General features: G+C 70.8%; 16 protein-coding genes and 1 pseudogene. 11 read left to right on the top strand and 6 right to left on the bottom strand.

Translation table 11 applies throughout. The features are described 5' to 3' along the window. The first annotated feature begins 50 nt into the window (after nucleotides 1–50). Both OG562_RS28825 and OG562_RS28830 read left to right on the top strand, forming a co-directional pair. A complete protein-coding gene (locus tag OG562_RS28825) occupies nucleotides 51–1,109 on the top strand; it encodes a family 2 encapsulin nanocompartment cargo protein polyprenyl transferase (protein WP_266409593.1) in 1,059 nt (352 codons plus the stop codon). Nucleotides 1,110–1,291: 182 nt separating this feature from the next. Further along, complete coding sequence (locus OG562_RS28830) at nucleotides 1,292–1,489, top strand: hypothetical protein (protein WP_266402896.1); 198 nt, start codon at nucleotides 1,292–1,294, stop codon at nucleotides 1,487–1,489. 49 nt (nucleotides 1,490–1,538) lie between these two features. Here OG562_RS28830 and OG562_RS28835 read toward each other — a convergent pair whose 3' ends face one another. Further along, nucleotides 1,539–2,312, bottom strand: a complete 774-nt coding sequence (locus OG562_RS28835) for a VOC family protein (protein ID WP_266409595.1) — start codon at nucleotides 2,310–2,312, stop codon at nucleotides 1,539–1,541. Between the two features lie 176 nt (nucleotides 2,313–2,488). On the opposite strand from OG562_RS28835, the pseudogene OG562_RS28840 reads away from it, so the two are divergent. The 3 genes and pseudogenes from OG562_RS28840 to OG562_RS28850 form a co-directional block, all read left to right on the top strand. Beyond that, nucleotides 2,489–2,632: pseudogene (locus OG562_RS28840) on the top strand (inorganic phosphate transporter); the annotation flags it as partial. A gap of 51 nt (nucleotides 2,633–2,683) precedes the next feature. Further along, complete coding sequence (ppk2, locus tag OG562_RS28845) at nucleotides 2,684–3,643, top strand: polyphosphate kinase 2 (RefSeq protein ID WP_266402898.1); 960 nt, start codon at nucleotides 2,684–2,686, stop codon at nucleotides 3,641–3,643. Nucleotides 3,644–3,722: 79 nt separating this feature from the next. Continuing rightward, a complete protein-coding gene (locus OG562_RS28850) occupies nucleotides 3,723–4,376 on the top strand; it encodes an SCO4225 family membrane protein (protein WP_266402900.1) in 654 nt (217 codons plus the stop codon). 127 nt (nucleotides 4,377–4,503) lie between these two features. On the opposite strand, the gene sodN is transcribed toward OG562_RS28850, so the two are convergent. Then, complete coding sequence (sodN, locus tag OG562_RS28855) at nucleotides 4,504–4,899, bottom strand: superoxide dismutase, Ni (RefSeq protein ID WP_266402902.1); 396 nt, start codon at nucleotides 4,897–4,899, stop codon at nucleotides 4,504–4,506. Nucleotides 4,900–5,044: 145 nt separating this feature from the next. Here sodN and sodX point away from each other — a divergent pair, with 145 nt between their 5' ends. Continuing rightward, nucleotides 5,045–5,479, top strand: coding sequence for a nickel-type superoxide dismutase maturation protease (sodX, locus tag OG562_RS28860; RefSeq protein ID WP_266409597.1), 435 nt, complete (start codon nucleotides 5,045–5,047; stop codon nucleotides 5,477–5,479). Here sodX and OG562_RS28865 read toward each other — a convergent pair. Further along, nucleotides 5,383–6,012: a CGNR zinc finger domain-containing protein gene (locus OG562_RS28865; RefSeq protein ID WP_266402903.1), complete on the bottom strand. Its 630-nt coding sequence runs from the start codon at nucleotides 6,010–6,012 to the stop codon at nucleotides 5,383–5,385. The genes sodX and OG562_RS28865 overlap by 97 nt on opposite strands. 100 nt (nucleotides 6,013–6,112) lie before the next feature. Between OG562_RS28865 and OG562_RS28870 the strand changes: the two genes are divergently transcribed. Continuing rightward, nucleotides 6,113–6,925, top strand: coding sequence for a trans-aconitate 2-methyltransferase (locus OG562_RS28870; protein ID WP_266402905.1), 813 nt, complete (start codon nucleotides 6,113–6,115; stop codon nucleotides 6,923–6,925). 96 nt (nucleotides 6,926–7,021) lie between these two features. Here OG562_RS28870 and OG562_RS28875 read toward each other — a convergent pair whose 3' ends face one another. Genes OG562_RS28875 through OG562_RS28885 form a run of 3 tightly spaced genes read right to left on the bottom strand, consistent with a single transcriptional unit; the run spans nucleotide 7,022 to nucleotide 9,744 of the window. Further along, on the bottom strand, nucleotides 7,022–7,783 hold the full coding sequence (locus OG562_RS28875; protein WP_323187566.1) for an amino acid ABC transporter ATP-binding protein: 762 nt from the start codon (nucleotides 7,781–7,783) through the stop codon (nucleotides 7,022–7,024). Beyond that, on the bottom strand, nucleotides 7,780–8,742 hold the full coding sequence (locus OG562_RS28880) for an amino acid ABC transporter permease (protein ID WP_266402907.1): 963 nt from the start codon (nucleotides 8,740–8,742) through the stop codon (nucleotides 7,780–7,782). The genes OG562_RS28875 and OG562_RS28880 overlap by 4 nt, the downstream gene beginning before the upstream one ends. Before the next feature lie 39 nt (nucleotides 8,743–8,781). Further along, complete coding sequence (locus OG562_RS28885) at nucleotides 8,782–9,744, bottom strand: ABC transporter substrate-binding protein (protein ID WP_266402909.1); 963 nt, start codon at nucleotides 9,742–9,744, stop codon at nucleotides 8,782–8,784. 672 nt (nucleotides 9,745–10,416) lie between these two features. Between OG562_RS28885 and OG562_RS28890 the strand changes: the two genes are divergently transcribed. From OG562_RS28890 to OG562_RS28905, 4 genes are all read left to right on the top strand, one after another. Further along, nucleotides 10,417–11,646 carry an NADP-dependent malic enzyme gene (locus OG562_RS28890; RefSeq protein ID WP_266402911.1) on the top strand — a complete coding sequence of 410 codons (1,230 nt, stop codon included), beginning with the start codon at nucleotides 10,417–10,419 and terminating at the stop codon, nucleotides 11,644–11,646. Nucleotides 11,647–12,182: 536 nt separating this feature from the next. Beyond that, complete coding sequence (locus tag OG562_RS28895) at nucleotides 12,183–13,148, top strand: zinc-binding dehydrogenase (RefSeq protein WP_266402914.1); 966 nt, start codon at nucleotides 12,183–12,185, stop codon at nucleotides 13,146–13,148. A gap of 115 nt (nucleotides 13,149–13,263) precedes the next feature. Next, nucleotides 13,264–13,473, top strand: a complete 210-nt coding sequence (locus OG562_RS28900) for an HTH domain-containing protein (protein WP_266402915.1) — start codon at nucleotides 13,264–13,266, stop codon at nucleotides 13,471–13,473. Further along, nucleotides 13,473–14,036 carry a Clp protease N-terminal domain-containing protein gene (locus tag OG562_RS28905; protein ID WP_266402916.1) on the top strand — a complete coding sequence of 188 codons (564 nt, stop codon included), beginning with the start codon at nucleotides 13,473–13,475 and terminating at the stop codon, nucleotides 14,034–14,036. Before OG562_RS28900 ends, OG562_RS28905 begins: the two co-directional genes overlap by 1 nt. Nucleotides 14,037–14,055: the final 19 nt, after the last annotated feature.

Here is a 14,055-nt window from a genome sequence, read left to right on the forward strand (position 1 = left end):
CCTCCGCCACCAGGCGGTTCCGGGGCGATGCGCGCGAAAGGCGGAGGTCCATCGGGAGCCAGGGGGAGACCGGTCCGGGACCGCTCGACGGGCAGGAGGCGGCGGCGATCCTGGAGCGCGCGCGGGCGTCGGTCGACCCCGAACTGCGGTCGGCCCTCGACGCGTTGCCCGGCTCGATGCGTCGGGTCGCGCTCTACCACTTCGGCTGGGAGCACGCGGACGGCACCCCGGCCGCGGGCAACCCGGGCAAGGCGATCCGTCCCGCGCTCGTCCTCGCCGCGGCCGCCGCGCTCGGCGGCCCGGCGGCCCGCGCGGCGGCCGCCCGGGCCGCCGCGGCGGTCGAGCTGGTTCACAACTTCACGCTGTTGCACGACGACGTGATGGACCGGGACACCACCCGCCGGCACCGCCCCACCGCCTGGACCGTGTTCGGCGACGCCGACGCGATCCTCGCCGGGGACGCGCTGCAGGCGCTCGCCCTCGGACTGCTCGCCGAGGACCCGCACCCGGCGTCCTCGGCGGCCGCCGCCCGGCTCGCGGCCTGTGTGGTCGAGCTGTGCGCCGGGCAGCAGGCGGACACGGCCATGGAGCGGCGCGGCCCCGCCGAGGTCACCCTGGACGAGGTGCTCGCCATGGCCGAGGCCAAGACGGGCGCGCTGCTCGGCTGCGCCTGCGCCGTGGGCGCGCTGTACGCCGGGGCGGCCGAGGAGGACGTCGACGCGCTGGACGCGTTCGGCCGTGAGGCCGGGCTGGCCTTCCAGCTCATCGACGACGTCATCGGCATATGGGGCGACCCGCGGCACACCGGCAAGCCGGCCGGCGCGGACCTCGCCGCCCGCAAGAAGTCCCTGCCCGTGGTCGCCGCGCTGGCCTCCGGCACCCCGGCGGCCGGCGAGCTGGCCGAGCTGTACGCGGCGCCCTACACACCGGACGACCTGGACCGCACGGCGCTGGCCGTCGAGCTGGCAGGCGGCCGCGAGTGGGCGCAGGACCAGGCGGCCGACCGGATGTCCCGCGCGATGGACGAACTGGCCCGGGCGATCCCGGACCCGGAGTCCGCGGGCGGCCTGCTGTCCCTGGCGGAGTTCGTGACCCGACGCAGCACATAGTCGTACGCATGTGCGACTGCGTGTCGGCGTCACCGGTCCGGCGGGTCCCGCGCATCCCCACGGTGCGCGGGGCCCGCCTTCACCTATGGCGCCTTCACCTACGGCGCGGACGTCCGGAGTGGATGCAGAGAGTGGACGCACGGGAGGGGGCGTCGACGGCTCTGCCGTCCTACTCTGAGGACATGGACAGGGAACAACGCGTCTGTTCGGCCTGCGGGCAGCCCGTGCAGTCCGTCATCCGGCGGCACAAGACCCTGGGCGCCTGGGTCCCGCGCTGGGTCCCGGGCCCGTGCCACAACCCGAAGTGCGAGGAGTACGTCGAGGAGGGTGCCCAGCCCGCCGAAGACGAGCCCGAAGCGCCGACCGCCCGGACTTCATGACGCCCGGGCGTCCCGCTGCCGTGGCGGTCGGCGACCCGTGCGCCCCTAGCTAGGGCCTGACGCTCGTCGCCCTCGGCAGTCCGCCCGTGTCCGCGTCGCGGCCCGTCAGGCAGTACAGGCCGCCCGCCGGGTCGCGCATCACCGTCCAGTGGGGGTGTCCGGCGACGAAGGACGCGCCGAGCCGTTCGTGCCGGGCGCGGACGGCGTCGATGTCCGGGCCGGCGGCCAGGTCGAGGTGGGCGGCGGCCGGAGCCTCCTCGTCGAGCCGCTGGAGCAGGATGCGGATCGGCAGCCCGGACGGCGGCGCGACCACGTGGAACTCGGGCAGGGAACCGGACCGGGACGTCCAGTCGGGCAGAAGCGCGCTCCAGAAGGCGACTTCGGCGTCGTAGGCGGACGGCGGGACGTCGAGGCTCACCTGGTCCAGGCGGCTGCCGTCGACCACGGGCGGCCGGACGGACTCCCCGTGCCACGGCACCGCGCAGAACGACTGCCCGGCGGGGGAGCGCAGAACGGCCCACCCGTCGTACGCGCCGACCGTCTCCGCTCCCAGCCCCAGCGCCGCCCCGACGAACCCGGGCACGTCCTCGACGGCGAAGTCGAGATGCGCCCCGCCGACGCCGTCGGCGACTCCCTGGATCTTCACACAGGCGTCGGTCTGCTCCGGTAGGTGCGGCGGGCCCGGCAGGAGAGTGGCGAACTCTTCCTGTTCGCCCCGGAGTTCGGACAGCCGGGTGCCTGTGACGGCGGTCCAGAAGGCGGCCGCCCGCGCGAAGCCCTCGACGGGCCGGTCGACGAAGGCGTACGTCCAGCGGACGGGCACGGAGGCGGGGACAGGGGCGCTCATGCAGTGATCGTAGATCGGTGGTCTGCCCACGGGTTCCTCACCCGATGGGCACGGGGACCTGGAACAGGCTTTGCCTCCAGTTCGCCTCGTGTACGTAAGCGCTTGCTCTCATGAGGGAATGGACCACAGGATCGCCTCCGCCTCGCTGGTCCCGGCGACTCGCGGAGGTGCGCTGGGGCGTCGCGGGCCGCATGGTGATCGCATGGCTGGTCACCCTGCCCGCCGCGGCGCTGATCGGCGGCGTCGTCCTCGCTTCCCGCCGCGATCCCGTGGACGCGCACGACGTCGACGTCTGATCGTGCTGCCCGTGCCGCAGTTCCACTGAGACGAATGCAACGGAGAACGGGATGGCGACACCGCCCCTGCTGTCGGAACTGTCCGAACTATCAGAACTGTCAGAGGCGGCCGGCCTCCGGGTCGACCACAGCGATCACGACGACCCCGTCCTCGTGCGGCCGGACGGGCGTCCGGTCGACACCTGGCGGGAGAACTATCCGTACCCGCACCGCATGGAGCGCAAGGAGTACGACTGGCACAAGCGGCTCCAGCAGATCGAACTGCTGAAGCTGCAGAGCTGGATCAAGGAGACGGGACGCCGGCTCGTCATCGTCTTCGAGGGACGCGACGCGGCCGGCAAGGGCGGCACCATCAAGCGGTTCACGGAGCACCTCAACCCGCGCGGCGCACGGGTCGTGGCCCTGGAGAAGCCGACCGAGCGCGAGCGGGGGCAGTGGTACTTCCAGCGGTACGTCGAACAGCTGCCGACCGCGGGCGAGATCGTGCTCTTCGACCGGTCCTGGTACAACCGGGCCGGCGTCGAGCGGGTCATGGGCTTCTGCACCGACGACGAGTACCGGCGCTTCGTGCGCCAGGCGCCGATGTTCGAGCGCATGCTCGTGGACGACGGCGTGGATCTGGTGAAGTTCTGGTTCTCGGTGTCCCAGGGCGAGCAGCGCACCCGGTTCACGATCCGCCGGATCGACCCCGTACGGCAGTGGAAGCTCAGCCCGATGGACCTCGCCTCGCTGGACCGCTGGGACGACTACACCGCGGCCAAGGTCGCCATGTTCCGCGAGACGGACACGACGTACGCGCCCTGGACGGTGGTCAAGAGCAACGACAAGAAACGGGCCCGGGTCGAGGCCATGCGCAGCGTGCTCGCCCGCTTCGACTACGCCGACAAGGACGAGGAGGTCGTCGGCACCCCTGATCCGCGCATCGTGGGCGAGGCGGCGGGCCTGCTGGAGGCGGGCGAGGACGACAGCGGCGACGGGTCCGGCGTTCCTGAAACGCCCATGCAGGTGTGAGTACTCGTACTCATGCCTGAGCGCGGCTCCCGGTCCACCGTGGAGATCACCCACCCGGACCGACCCGAAGGACACCGCGATGCCGAACGCCTCCCGCCCGCGCCGCCTCCTCGCACTCGCCACGGACAGCGTGCCCGCCCGGGGCTATCTGGCCGTCGTCGCGGCCTCCGTCGGAGCCATGTTCCTCTTCCCGGAGAGCCCCGTCGCCACGAGCCCCCTGGTGCTCACGGCGCCCCTCTCCCTCCTGGGGGTGGTGCTCCCCTTCGGCCCCGGCGCCGAGGGCGGCGGGGCGGCCGAGGCACTGGCCACCGGCTTCTGGGTCGGATGGCTCCTCCTGTGCGCCCTCGTGAACGCCGCCGTGCTCGGCGCCCTCGCCGCGAGATCCCCTGAACGCCCTCGCCTACGGGGGATCCGCGCCCTGCTGGCGCCCGCGGTGGACAACTGGCTCGCGCGCGGCTATCTCGCCGTGGTCGCGGTGGCGGTGGGCTTCTTCCTGTGCGCCGACTACGTGCTGCTGGACCCGGGTTTCGCCGGCATCTGGCCGCTCATGACCACGGCCCCGCTCAGCATCCTCGCGCTCCTGGTGCCGACCCCCGCGGAATACTCCTCGCTCACCTGGCTGAACTCCCTGATCTTCGCCACCGGCACGTCCCTGGCCGGCCTGTTCAACGCCGCACTGCTCGGCCGCCTCGCCCACAACCTCCGGACGCGGGAGCCGCGCGAGACCGCCTGAGGGGGAGGGCAGAAGCAGACCGCACCCGGACCCTCAAGGACGCCGTTGTCGGCGGCCTGTGGGCCGGGTGCGGGCAGATCGACCCAGGCGATCGAAGAAATCGCAGGTCAAACGGCATGATCGGAGATCAAGCCTTCTTCGTCTCCCAGAAGATCTTGTCGATCTCGGCGATCAGCTCCAGGGCCTTCTCGCCGGTCTTCGGGTCCGTCGAGGCCTTGGCGGCCGACAGGGCCTTCAGGGTGTCGTTGACGAGCGTGTGCAGCTCCGGGTACTTCTCGAAGTGCGGGGGCTTGAAGTAGTCGCTCCACAGCACGGAGACGTGGTGCTTCGCGAGCTCGGCGCGCTGCTCCTTGATGACGGTGGCGCGCGCCTGGAAGTGCGGGTCGTCGTTGGCGGCAATCTTTTCCTGGACGGCCTTCACCGACTCCGCCTCGATGCGGGCCTGGGCCGGGTCGTACACGCCGCAGGGCAGGTCGCAGTGTGCGCTGACCTTGACCTTGGGGGCAAACAGGCGGGAAAGCATGGAGCGTTCCTTCCTCGTGATCGTCTTCTCAGGTGGGACATTACTCCCTGCAAGACGGGTTTTGGCGGGTGCCCCCATGGGCTTAGGACAAAAGTCCGGGGTCAGACTGGGACTGGTGGAGGAACCGACCGGGGAGGTGCCGGCGATGCCGGAGCTGTCGCAGGAGACCGAGCGCGGGCGGGCGGCCGCGTTGTTCGGGCTGGCCGAGGTGACCGGCCCGTCGATGGTGCCCACGCTGTACCACGGGGACCGGCTGGTGGTGCGGTACGGGGCCAGGGTCCGGCCCGGGGACGTGGTCGTGCTGCGGCACCCCTTCCAGCAGGACCTGCTGGTGGTGAAGCGGGCCGTGGAGCGGCGGGACGGCGGATGGTGGGTCCGCGGGGACAACGCGTACGCAGGCGGCGACAGCACCGACTACGGGGCCGTGCCCGACGAGCTGATCCTGGGCCGGGTCCGGCTGCGCTACCGCCCGTTGAAGCCGGATCAGCGCTCGCCGCTGGCGAAGGTGCGCTGGGCGCTGTCGGCGGCCAGGCCGGTGTCGGCCGTGCGGTCGGCCTCCAGGCGTTTGCGGGCCCGGTAGGCGGCCACGTTGGCGCGGGTCGCGCAGCGGTCGGAGCAGTAGCGCCGGGAGCGGTTGGTGGAGGTGTCGAGGTAGGCGTTGCGGCAGGGGGCGGCCTCGCACAGGCCCAGGCGGTCGACGCCGTACTCGGTGAGATGGAAGGCCAGGCCCATGGCCGCGATCGCGGCGTAGCCGGCCGTCGGGTTCGACGGGTGGTCGGCGAGGTGCATGTGCCACAGCGGGCGGCCGTTGTCGTCGCGGACGTCATGGCCGGAGATCTGCGGGCTCACCGGGAACTCCAGCAGCAGGGAGTTCAGCAGGTCCACGGCGAGCGTCTCGTCGTCGCCGTCGGCCGCCTCGAAGACCGCACGCAGCCGGGCCCGGACCGAGCGGAACCGGGTGACGTCCGCGTCGGTGGCGCGGCGGGCCGCCGACTGGCTGGCCCCGAAGAGGTCGCGGACCGCCTCGACCGAGGTCAGCGAGTCCTTGCCGCGGGCCGGTTCCTCGCTGTTGACGAGACGTACGGCGTAGTCCGAGTAATAGGCCAGTTCCACTTGTAGTCCTTACAGGGGGGCTCTAGGGTCGGGATGCGGGCGGAGTAACGGCCGGTCGTGCTTACAGGGTATTACGTGACATACGCGGCGGAGGGTTGCGATGACGGACGCGCGGACGACGAGCACGACGACGGGGGCGACGGGGGCGACCACGGGGGCGACCACGACCGGCGCCGACTGGGCGGCCTGGCAGCAGAGCTGGGACCGGCAGCAGGAGTGGTACATGACCGACCGGGAGGACCGCTTCCGGATCATGCTGGACATGGTCGAGGCGCTCGTCGGGCCCGCCCCGCGCGTCCTCGACCTCGCCTGCGGCACCGGCACGGTCACCGCCCGCCTCCTGACCCGCCTCCCCGACGCCACCAGCACCGGCCTCGACCTCGACCCGGCCCTCCTCGCCATCGCCGAGGGCACCTTCGCGGGGGACGACCGCGTCACCCTCGTGACGGCCGACCTCACCGACCCCGACTGGACGACGAAGCTGCCGCACCCGTCGTACGACGCCGTCCTGACCGCCACGGCCCTGCACTGGCTGCACAGCGAACCCCTCGCGCGCCTCTACGGTCAGGTCGCGGAGCTCGTCCGCGACGGCGGTGTCTTCATGAACGCGGACCACATGATCGACGACACGACGCCCCGGATCAACGCGGCGGAGCGCGCACAGCGTCACGCCCGCATGGATCAGGCCAAGGCCGACGGCGCCCTCGACTGGGCCGAGTGGTGGCAGCTGGCGGCCCAGGACCCGGTCCTCGCCGGACCCACGGCCCGGCGCTTCGAGATCTACGGCGAGCACGCCGACGGCGACATGCCCTCCGCCGCCTGGCACGCGCGCGTACTGCGCGAGAAGGGCTTCGCCGAGGCCCGCCCGGTCTGGCGGTCCCCGTCGGACACCCTGCTGCTCGCGCTCAAGTAGGGCCGCCCGCTCGGCGAGGCGGCACGCGAAGGGGCGGTACGGGAATCCCGTACCGCCCCTTCGCGTGCGTCGTGGCGCTACAGCACCGTCGTGGCGCTACAGCACCTTGGACAGGAAGGCCTGCGTCCGTTCGTGCTGCGGGTTGGTCAGGACGTCGCGCGGGTTGCCGGACTCGACGACCACCCCGCCGTCCATGAAGACCAGGCTGTCGCCGACCTCGCGGGCGAAGCCCATCTCGTGGGTGACGACGACCATCGTCATCCCGGACTCGGCCAGGTCGCGCATGACGTCGAGGACGTCGCCGACCAGCTCCGGGTCGAGGGCCGAGGTCGGCTCGTCGAACAGCATCAGCTTCGGGTCCATCGCGAGGGCCCGGGCGATGGCGACGCGCTGCTGCTGGCCGCCGGAGAGCTGCGCGGGGTAGCTCCCGGCCTTGTCGGCCAGGCCCACGCGGTCCAGGAGCTGCAGGGCGCGCTCCTTGGCCTGGGCCTTGTTCGTGCCCTTGACCTGGACCGGGGCCTCGATGACGTTCTCCGCCGCCGTCATGTGCGGGAACAGGTTGAAGCGCTGGAAGACCATGCCGATGTCCCGGCGCTTCAGCGCGACCTCGCTGTCCTTGAGCTCGTACAGCTTGTCGCCCTTCTGGCGGTAGCCCACCAGGTCCCCGTCGACGTACAGGCGGCCGGCGTTGATCTTCTCCAGGTGGTTGATGCACCTGAGGAAGGTCGACTTGCCGGAGCCGGACGGGCCGATGAGGCAGAACACCTCGCCGTTCTTGACCTCCAGGTCGATGCCCTTGAGGACCTCGACCAGCCCGAAGGACTTGTGGACGCCCTCGGCCTTCACCATCGCGGTCATGCCGTGCTCCTCGAGGATCCGAACAGGTTCGCCCTGATCTTCTGGAAGACCGTGGGCGGCAGGCTGTGGCTGCTGCCACGGGCGTAGTAGCGCTCCAGGTAGTACTGGAAGACGCTGAAGATGCTGGTCATGACCAGGTACCAGATCGACGCGACGAACAGCAGCTCCATCACGGCGTACGACGAGGAGCCGATCACCGAGGTCGAACGCAGCAGCTCGTTGTACGTCACCACGTACACCAGCGACGAGGTCTTCAGCATGTTGATGAACTCGTTGCCGGTCGGCGGCACGATCACCCGCATCGCCTGCGGGATGACGATCCGGCGCAGCGTCTTGCCGTGGCTCATGCCGAGCGCGTGCGCGGCCTCGGTCTGGCCCTCGTCGACGGCCAGCAGGCCGGCGCGGCAGATCTCAGCCATGTACGCGGCCTCGTTCAGGCCGAGGCCCAGCAGGGCGCACATGAACGGCGTCATGACGTCCGTCATCTCGTCCTTGTAGATCGGACCGAGGTTCAGGACGGGGAAGATCAGCGCCAGGTTGAACCACATCAGCAGCTGGACGTAGACCGGCGTGCCGCGGAAGAACCAGATGTACAGCCAGGCGACGGTGCTGGTCACCGGGTTCTTCGACAGCCGCATCACGGCCAGCACGACGCCCAGGACCACGCCGAGCACCATGGACAGGACGCTGATCAGCAGGGTGCGCCCAGCGCCCGCCACGACGGTCGAGTCGAACACCTTGTCGGACACCGCGTGCCACTGGATGTCGCCGTTGGCGAACGCGTTGGCGAGCAGCGCGAGCAGCGCGACGACGATCACACCGCTGACCCAGCGGCCGTAGTGGCGCACCGGGATGGCCTTGATGGCCTCCGGCGGTCCGGAGAACTCCGCGTCCTTCGCGACCGGGGGCGTGTCCTCGGGTGGTGCGCCGGCGTCGGACTTGTCGAGCTTGTCAGTCATGGGGACTGCCCTTCGAAGGCTTCAAAAGGTGCGGGTGGATCACTTGCCGCCGTTGATCGCGGAGGCCTTGATCGCGCCGCTCTCGGCGCCCCACTTCTCCAGCGCCTTCTGGTACGAGCCGTCCTTGATGATCGCGTCGACGGCCTCCTTCAGGGCGTCGCGCAGCTGGGTGTTCTTCTTGTCGACGACGATGCCGAACGGGCCGGCGTCGTACTGCTCGCCGACGAGCTCGAAGGTGTTGCCGCCGTCGGCCTTACGGGTCATGTCCAGGGCGACCGGGTAGTCGTTGACGCCGGCCACCGCGCCGCCCGACTTCACGCGGGTCTGGGCCTCGGTGTCGTTCTCGAAGGACTCGATCTTGAGGGCCTTCTTGCCGCCGTCCGTGCAGGTCTTGGACTGGGCCTGCAGGGCCTCCTCGTACGTCGTGCCCCGCTGCACCGCCACCGTCTGACCGCAGAGGTCGTCGATGGACTGGATGCCCTTGGGGTTGCCCTTCTTGACGTAGATGGCGGTGCCCGCGGTGAAGTAGTCGACGAAGTCGACGCCCTCGCCCAGCTTCTTGCCGCTGTCGTCCAGGCCCTCCTGGCGCTGCTTGTTGTCCGTGATCGACGACATCGCCACGTCGTAGCGGCCGGTGTTGACCGCCGTGATCAGGCCGTCGAAGGCGCCGGAGGTGAACTTGAACTCGACGCCGAGCTGCTTGCCGAGCGCGGCCGCGATGTCGGGGTCGACGCCCACGATCTTGCCGTTGGAGACGGACTCCATCGGGGCGTACTCGGCGTTGGTGCCGACCTCGATGACGCCCTTCTTCTGGATGTCCGCGGGCAGCTTGGAGAACAGCGGCGCCGTGTTGGCCCCGCTCGACGACTCGGAGGAGCTGCCGCCGCTGTCGGTCTGGTCGCCGCAGGCGGTGAGCAGCAAGGCGCCCGCGACCGCGAGGGATCCGACCGCTGCCAGGCGGGTGCGCGCGGCGGTCGTGCGTCGGGTGGAGCTTGCGGTCATGGTGGGTTCCTCCGGCGGATGGATGGAGATGCCGATGGGTCGACGAGAACACACACCTTCGGGTGTCGCGACCTCGTGTGATTACGGCATCTTGCCATTCGGACGACGGCATTCAGGGGGCCAGCCATGTCAAAATCGGATAACGGGCGACCCCCGAATCGCATCAGTCCGGTACATCGCGGCCGGACACAGCCGGATCATCTGCGGGAATCCCTCGTTCCGGCCGGAAGTTCTCCGGTTCGTCTCAGGCCCATCTCCGGATGTGATCACCGGTGATCCAGTGCGTTCGTCCAGGTCCGTACCTGTCAAGGGTTTGTCCGGTACTTGTCCACTCCGCGCGCATGAGTCATGTCACTGAGATATGACTGGATCATGATCGAGGTACGGACCGGGGTGCGGGCGGGATGTGGAGGCGGCCGTCGTGAGCTGGGCGGACTGTGGGAGTCCTGCAACGGACGCCATGTGACCTTGCACTGATTGGACTCGTCGGCGGCGGTGTCCGTCCGGTAAGAAGGTTCTTTACACCCCTCATCCGGGGCTCAGGGCGCGTGTGCGGCGCGCCCGACGCGCAGGCGCCCGTACGCATCACCTCTGGGCCCTGTGCGATGCCCGCCCACTCCTCAATCAGGAGTGGCCACCCTCAAACCATGAACATCTAAGGGGTACGACACAGTGGCAGCGGAGATCGTCAATCCTCGCAGCGAGAGCGCGGACCGAACGGGCCAGGAGGGCGGTGCGGAGCCCCTCGACTCGTTCGATCCGGTGTTCGCGCTGCACCGGGGCGGAAAGATGGCCGTGCAGGCCACCGTCCCGGTCCGCGACAAGGACGACCTGTCCCTCGCTTACACGCCCGGCGTCGCGCGCGTGTGCACCGCGATCGCGGAGCAGCCGGACCTGGTCAACGACTACACCTGGAAGTCGTCCGTCGTCGCCGTCGTGACCGACGGCACGGCCGTCCTCGGCCTCGGGGACATCGGGCCGGAGGCCTCCCTTCCGGTCATGGAAGGCAAGGCCATCCTCTTCAAGCAGTTCGGCGGGGTCGACGCGGTTCCGATCGCGCTCGCCTGCACGGACGTGGACGAGATCGTCGAGACGGTGGTGCGTCTCGCGCCGTCCTTCGGCGGGGTCAACCTGGAGGACATCTCGGCGCCGCGGTGCTTCGAGATCGAGCGCAGGCTCCAGGAGCAGCTCGACATCCCGATCTTCCACGACGACCAGCACGGTACGGCGATCGTGACGCTGGCGGCGCTGCGGAACGCTGCGCGGCTGAGCGGGCGGGGCATCGGCGAGCTGCGGGCCGTCATCTCGGGCGCCGGCGCGGCCGGTGTCGCCATCGCGAAGATGCTGGTCGAGGCCGGTATCGGAGACGTCGCGGTCGCCGACCGCAAGGGCGTCGTCTCCGCGGACCGGGGCGACCTCACCGACGTCAAGCGCGAGCTGGCCGGGTTCACCAACAAGGCCGGGCTGAGCGGCTCCCTCGAGGACGCGCTGGCCGGCGCCGACGTCTTCATCGGCGTCTCCGGCGGTACGGTCGCGGAGGAGGCGGTGGCCTCGATGGCTCAGGGCGCCTTCGTCTTCGCGATGGCCAACCCGAACCCCGAGGTGCATCCGGAGGTCGCCCACAAGTACGCGGCGGTCGTCGCCACCGGGCGGTCGGACTTCCCGAACCAGATCAACAACGTGCTGGCGTTCCCGGGGATCTTCGCGGGTGCGCTGCAGGTGCGGGCGTCCCGGATCACCGAGGGCATGAAGCTGGCGGCGGCCGAGGCGTTGGCGGGGGTCGTCGGTGACGACCTCGCGGCCGACTACGTCATTCCGTCGCCCTTCGACGAGCGGGTCGCTCCTGCGGTGACCGCGGCGGTCGCTGCGGCGGCTCGGGCGGAAGGGGTTGCGCGTCGCTGACGTGCGGTCCCTTGAATGGCTCCGTCCGTTTGGGCGGGGCCATTTCCTTTGCCCACCCGCCCGCCCGTTCGGGTGACCCACCAGCGCACCGTCCCCGGGGGCTCCGCCCCCGCGCCCCCGCATCGGCCCTGAACGGGCCTCGTCCTCAAACGCCGGACGGGCTGGGGCGCCCTGGGCGGGGTTCGACCGTCGTCGTGGGCAGGGCAGGGCAGGGCGGGGTGAGGCGAGGTGGGTGGGGCGGGGCGCCCTGGGCGGTGCTCGACCATTGCCGCCGAACGGGCTGCCGTGTCCTGAGGGGCGCTCGAGCGTCGCCGTTGGGCGGGGCGGGTGTCCTGGGCGGTGCTCGACCATTGCCGCCGAACGGGTTGCCGTGTCCTGAGCGGTGCTCGACCGTCGCCGCCGGACGGGGGAGCGTCGGGCACGGGTGGGTGGCCGGTGTTCGGCCGGCGCCGCCGGTCGAGCCGGGAGCGCAAGAGGGCATGTCTCACAGGTCGCCCCGGTTTCGCTTGCCGCCTGTGGACCCTAGGGTCGGCTTCATGTTCGCTGTCTACGCCGCCCGAATCGACCGCGACCAGCCGCTTTCCGGACTGGAGTTGGGGGAGCGTCCCGCCCCCGAGGCCCGTCCCGGCTGGAGTGTCGTCGAGGTGCGGGCCGCCTCCCTCAACCACCACGACCTCTGGTCCCTGCGCGGCGTCGGCCTCGCGCAGGACAAGCTGCCGATGATCCTCGGCTGCGACGCCGCCGGCGTCGACGCGGACGGCAACGAGGTCGTCCTGCACTCCGTGATCGGACAGAGCGGTCACGGCGTCGGCCCCGAGGAGCCCCGTTCCATCCTCACCGAGCGCTATCAGGGCACCTTCGCCGAGCGGGTCGCCGTACCGACGTGGAACATCCTGCCCAAGCCCAAGGAGCTCTCCTTCGAGGAAGCCGCCTGTCTGCCCACGGCCTGGCTGACGGCGTACCGCATGCTCTTCACCAACGCGGGGGTACGGCCGGGCGACTCGGTCCTCGTGCAGGGCGCCGGCGGCGGTGTCGCCACGGCGGCCATCGTGCTCGGCAAGGCGGCCGGGCTGCGGGTCTTCGCCACCAGCAGGGACGAGGCCAAGCGGAAGCGGGCGCTGGAACTGGGCGCCGTGGAGGCGGTGGAGCCGGGGGCACGGCTGCCGCAGCGCGTGGACGCCGTCATCGAGACCGTAGGGGCCGCCACCTGGTCCCACTCGGTGAAGTCCCTCCGGCCCGGCGGCACGCTCGTCATCTCCGGCGCCACCAGCGGCGACCGCCCCTCGCACGCCGAGCTCACCCGCATCTTCTTCCTCGAGCTCAAGGTCGTCGGCTCCACGATGGGCACCAAGGACGAGCTGGAGGACCTGCTGTCCTTCTGCGCCGCCACCGGAGTGCGCCCCGTCATCGACGAGGTGCTGCCGCTCGACCGGGCCCGCGAGGGCTTCGAACGGCTCGCGTCCGGCGACCAGTTCGGCAAGGTGGTTCTCACTCACTCCTGATGTGCCGCTGGCGTACTGCTGAGTACTGCTGAAGTACGGCTGGTGTGTCGCTGCCGCGCTGTCTTGTGTGTCAACTTCAATTGACAGGCTGCCTCTGTCAACGTAGGTTGACGTCATGACCGAAGCAACGGATCTCGCCGCGCGCGCAGGCGACCGCGATCCACGGGTCGGACTGCGCGCCGTCGCCGCACTGCGTCGGCTGCTGGAGCAGCTGGAGGCGGTGCAGGTGCGCAGTGCGCGCAATCAGGGCTGGTCGTGGCAGGAGATCGCCGCCGAACTCGGCGTCAGCAGGCAGGCCGTCCACAAGAAGCACGGGAGGCAGTGATGTTCGAACGGTTCACGAAGGACGCCCGGGCCGTGGTGCAGGGCGCCGTCTCGCACTGCGAGAGCTCGGGCGCACGGACCGTCGGCGTCGAGCACATGCTGCTCGCGCTGCTGGACCGTGAGGCCGGCCGCGCTTCCTTCGCGCTGGCCGCCCTCGGGCTTGCGGAGCGCAAGGACTCGGTGCGGGAGGCGGTGCGGGAGGCCAGGCGGCGCGCCGGGCTGTCCCGGGCCGACTCCGACGCCCTCGCCGACCTCGGCATCGACGTCTCGGAGATCGTCTCCCGGGTCGAGGAGGCGCACGGCGTGGGAGCCATGTCCGGCGACCGGCCCGACAAGGGCGGCTGGACGGGCCGCCGCCCCTTCGGCCGGGACGCCAAACGGATCCTGGAACGCTCCCTGCGCATGGCGACGGCCCAGCGCGACCGCCACATCGGCGACGAGCACATCCTCCTCGCCCTGACCGTCCTCCCCGGCGTGGCCGCGGAGGTTCTGGCCGACCACGGAGTCACCCACGCGTCCCTGAACCGGGTGCTCTACGGCGGGGGAGAGGCCCAGGCGAGCTGACGGACGGCGAGCTGACGGA

The sequence above is a fragment of the Streptomyces sp. NBC_01275 genome (assembly GCF_026340655.1).
In the GTDB taxonomy this organism is placed as follows: Bacteria; Actinomycetota; Actinomycetes; order Streptomycetales; family Streptomycetaceae; genus Streptomyces.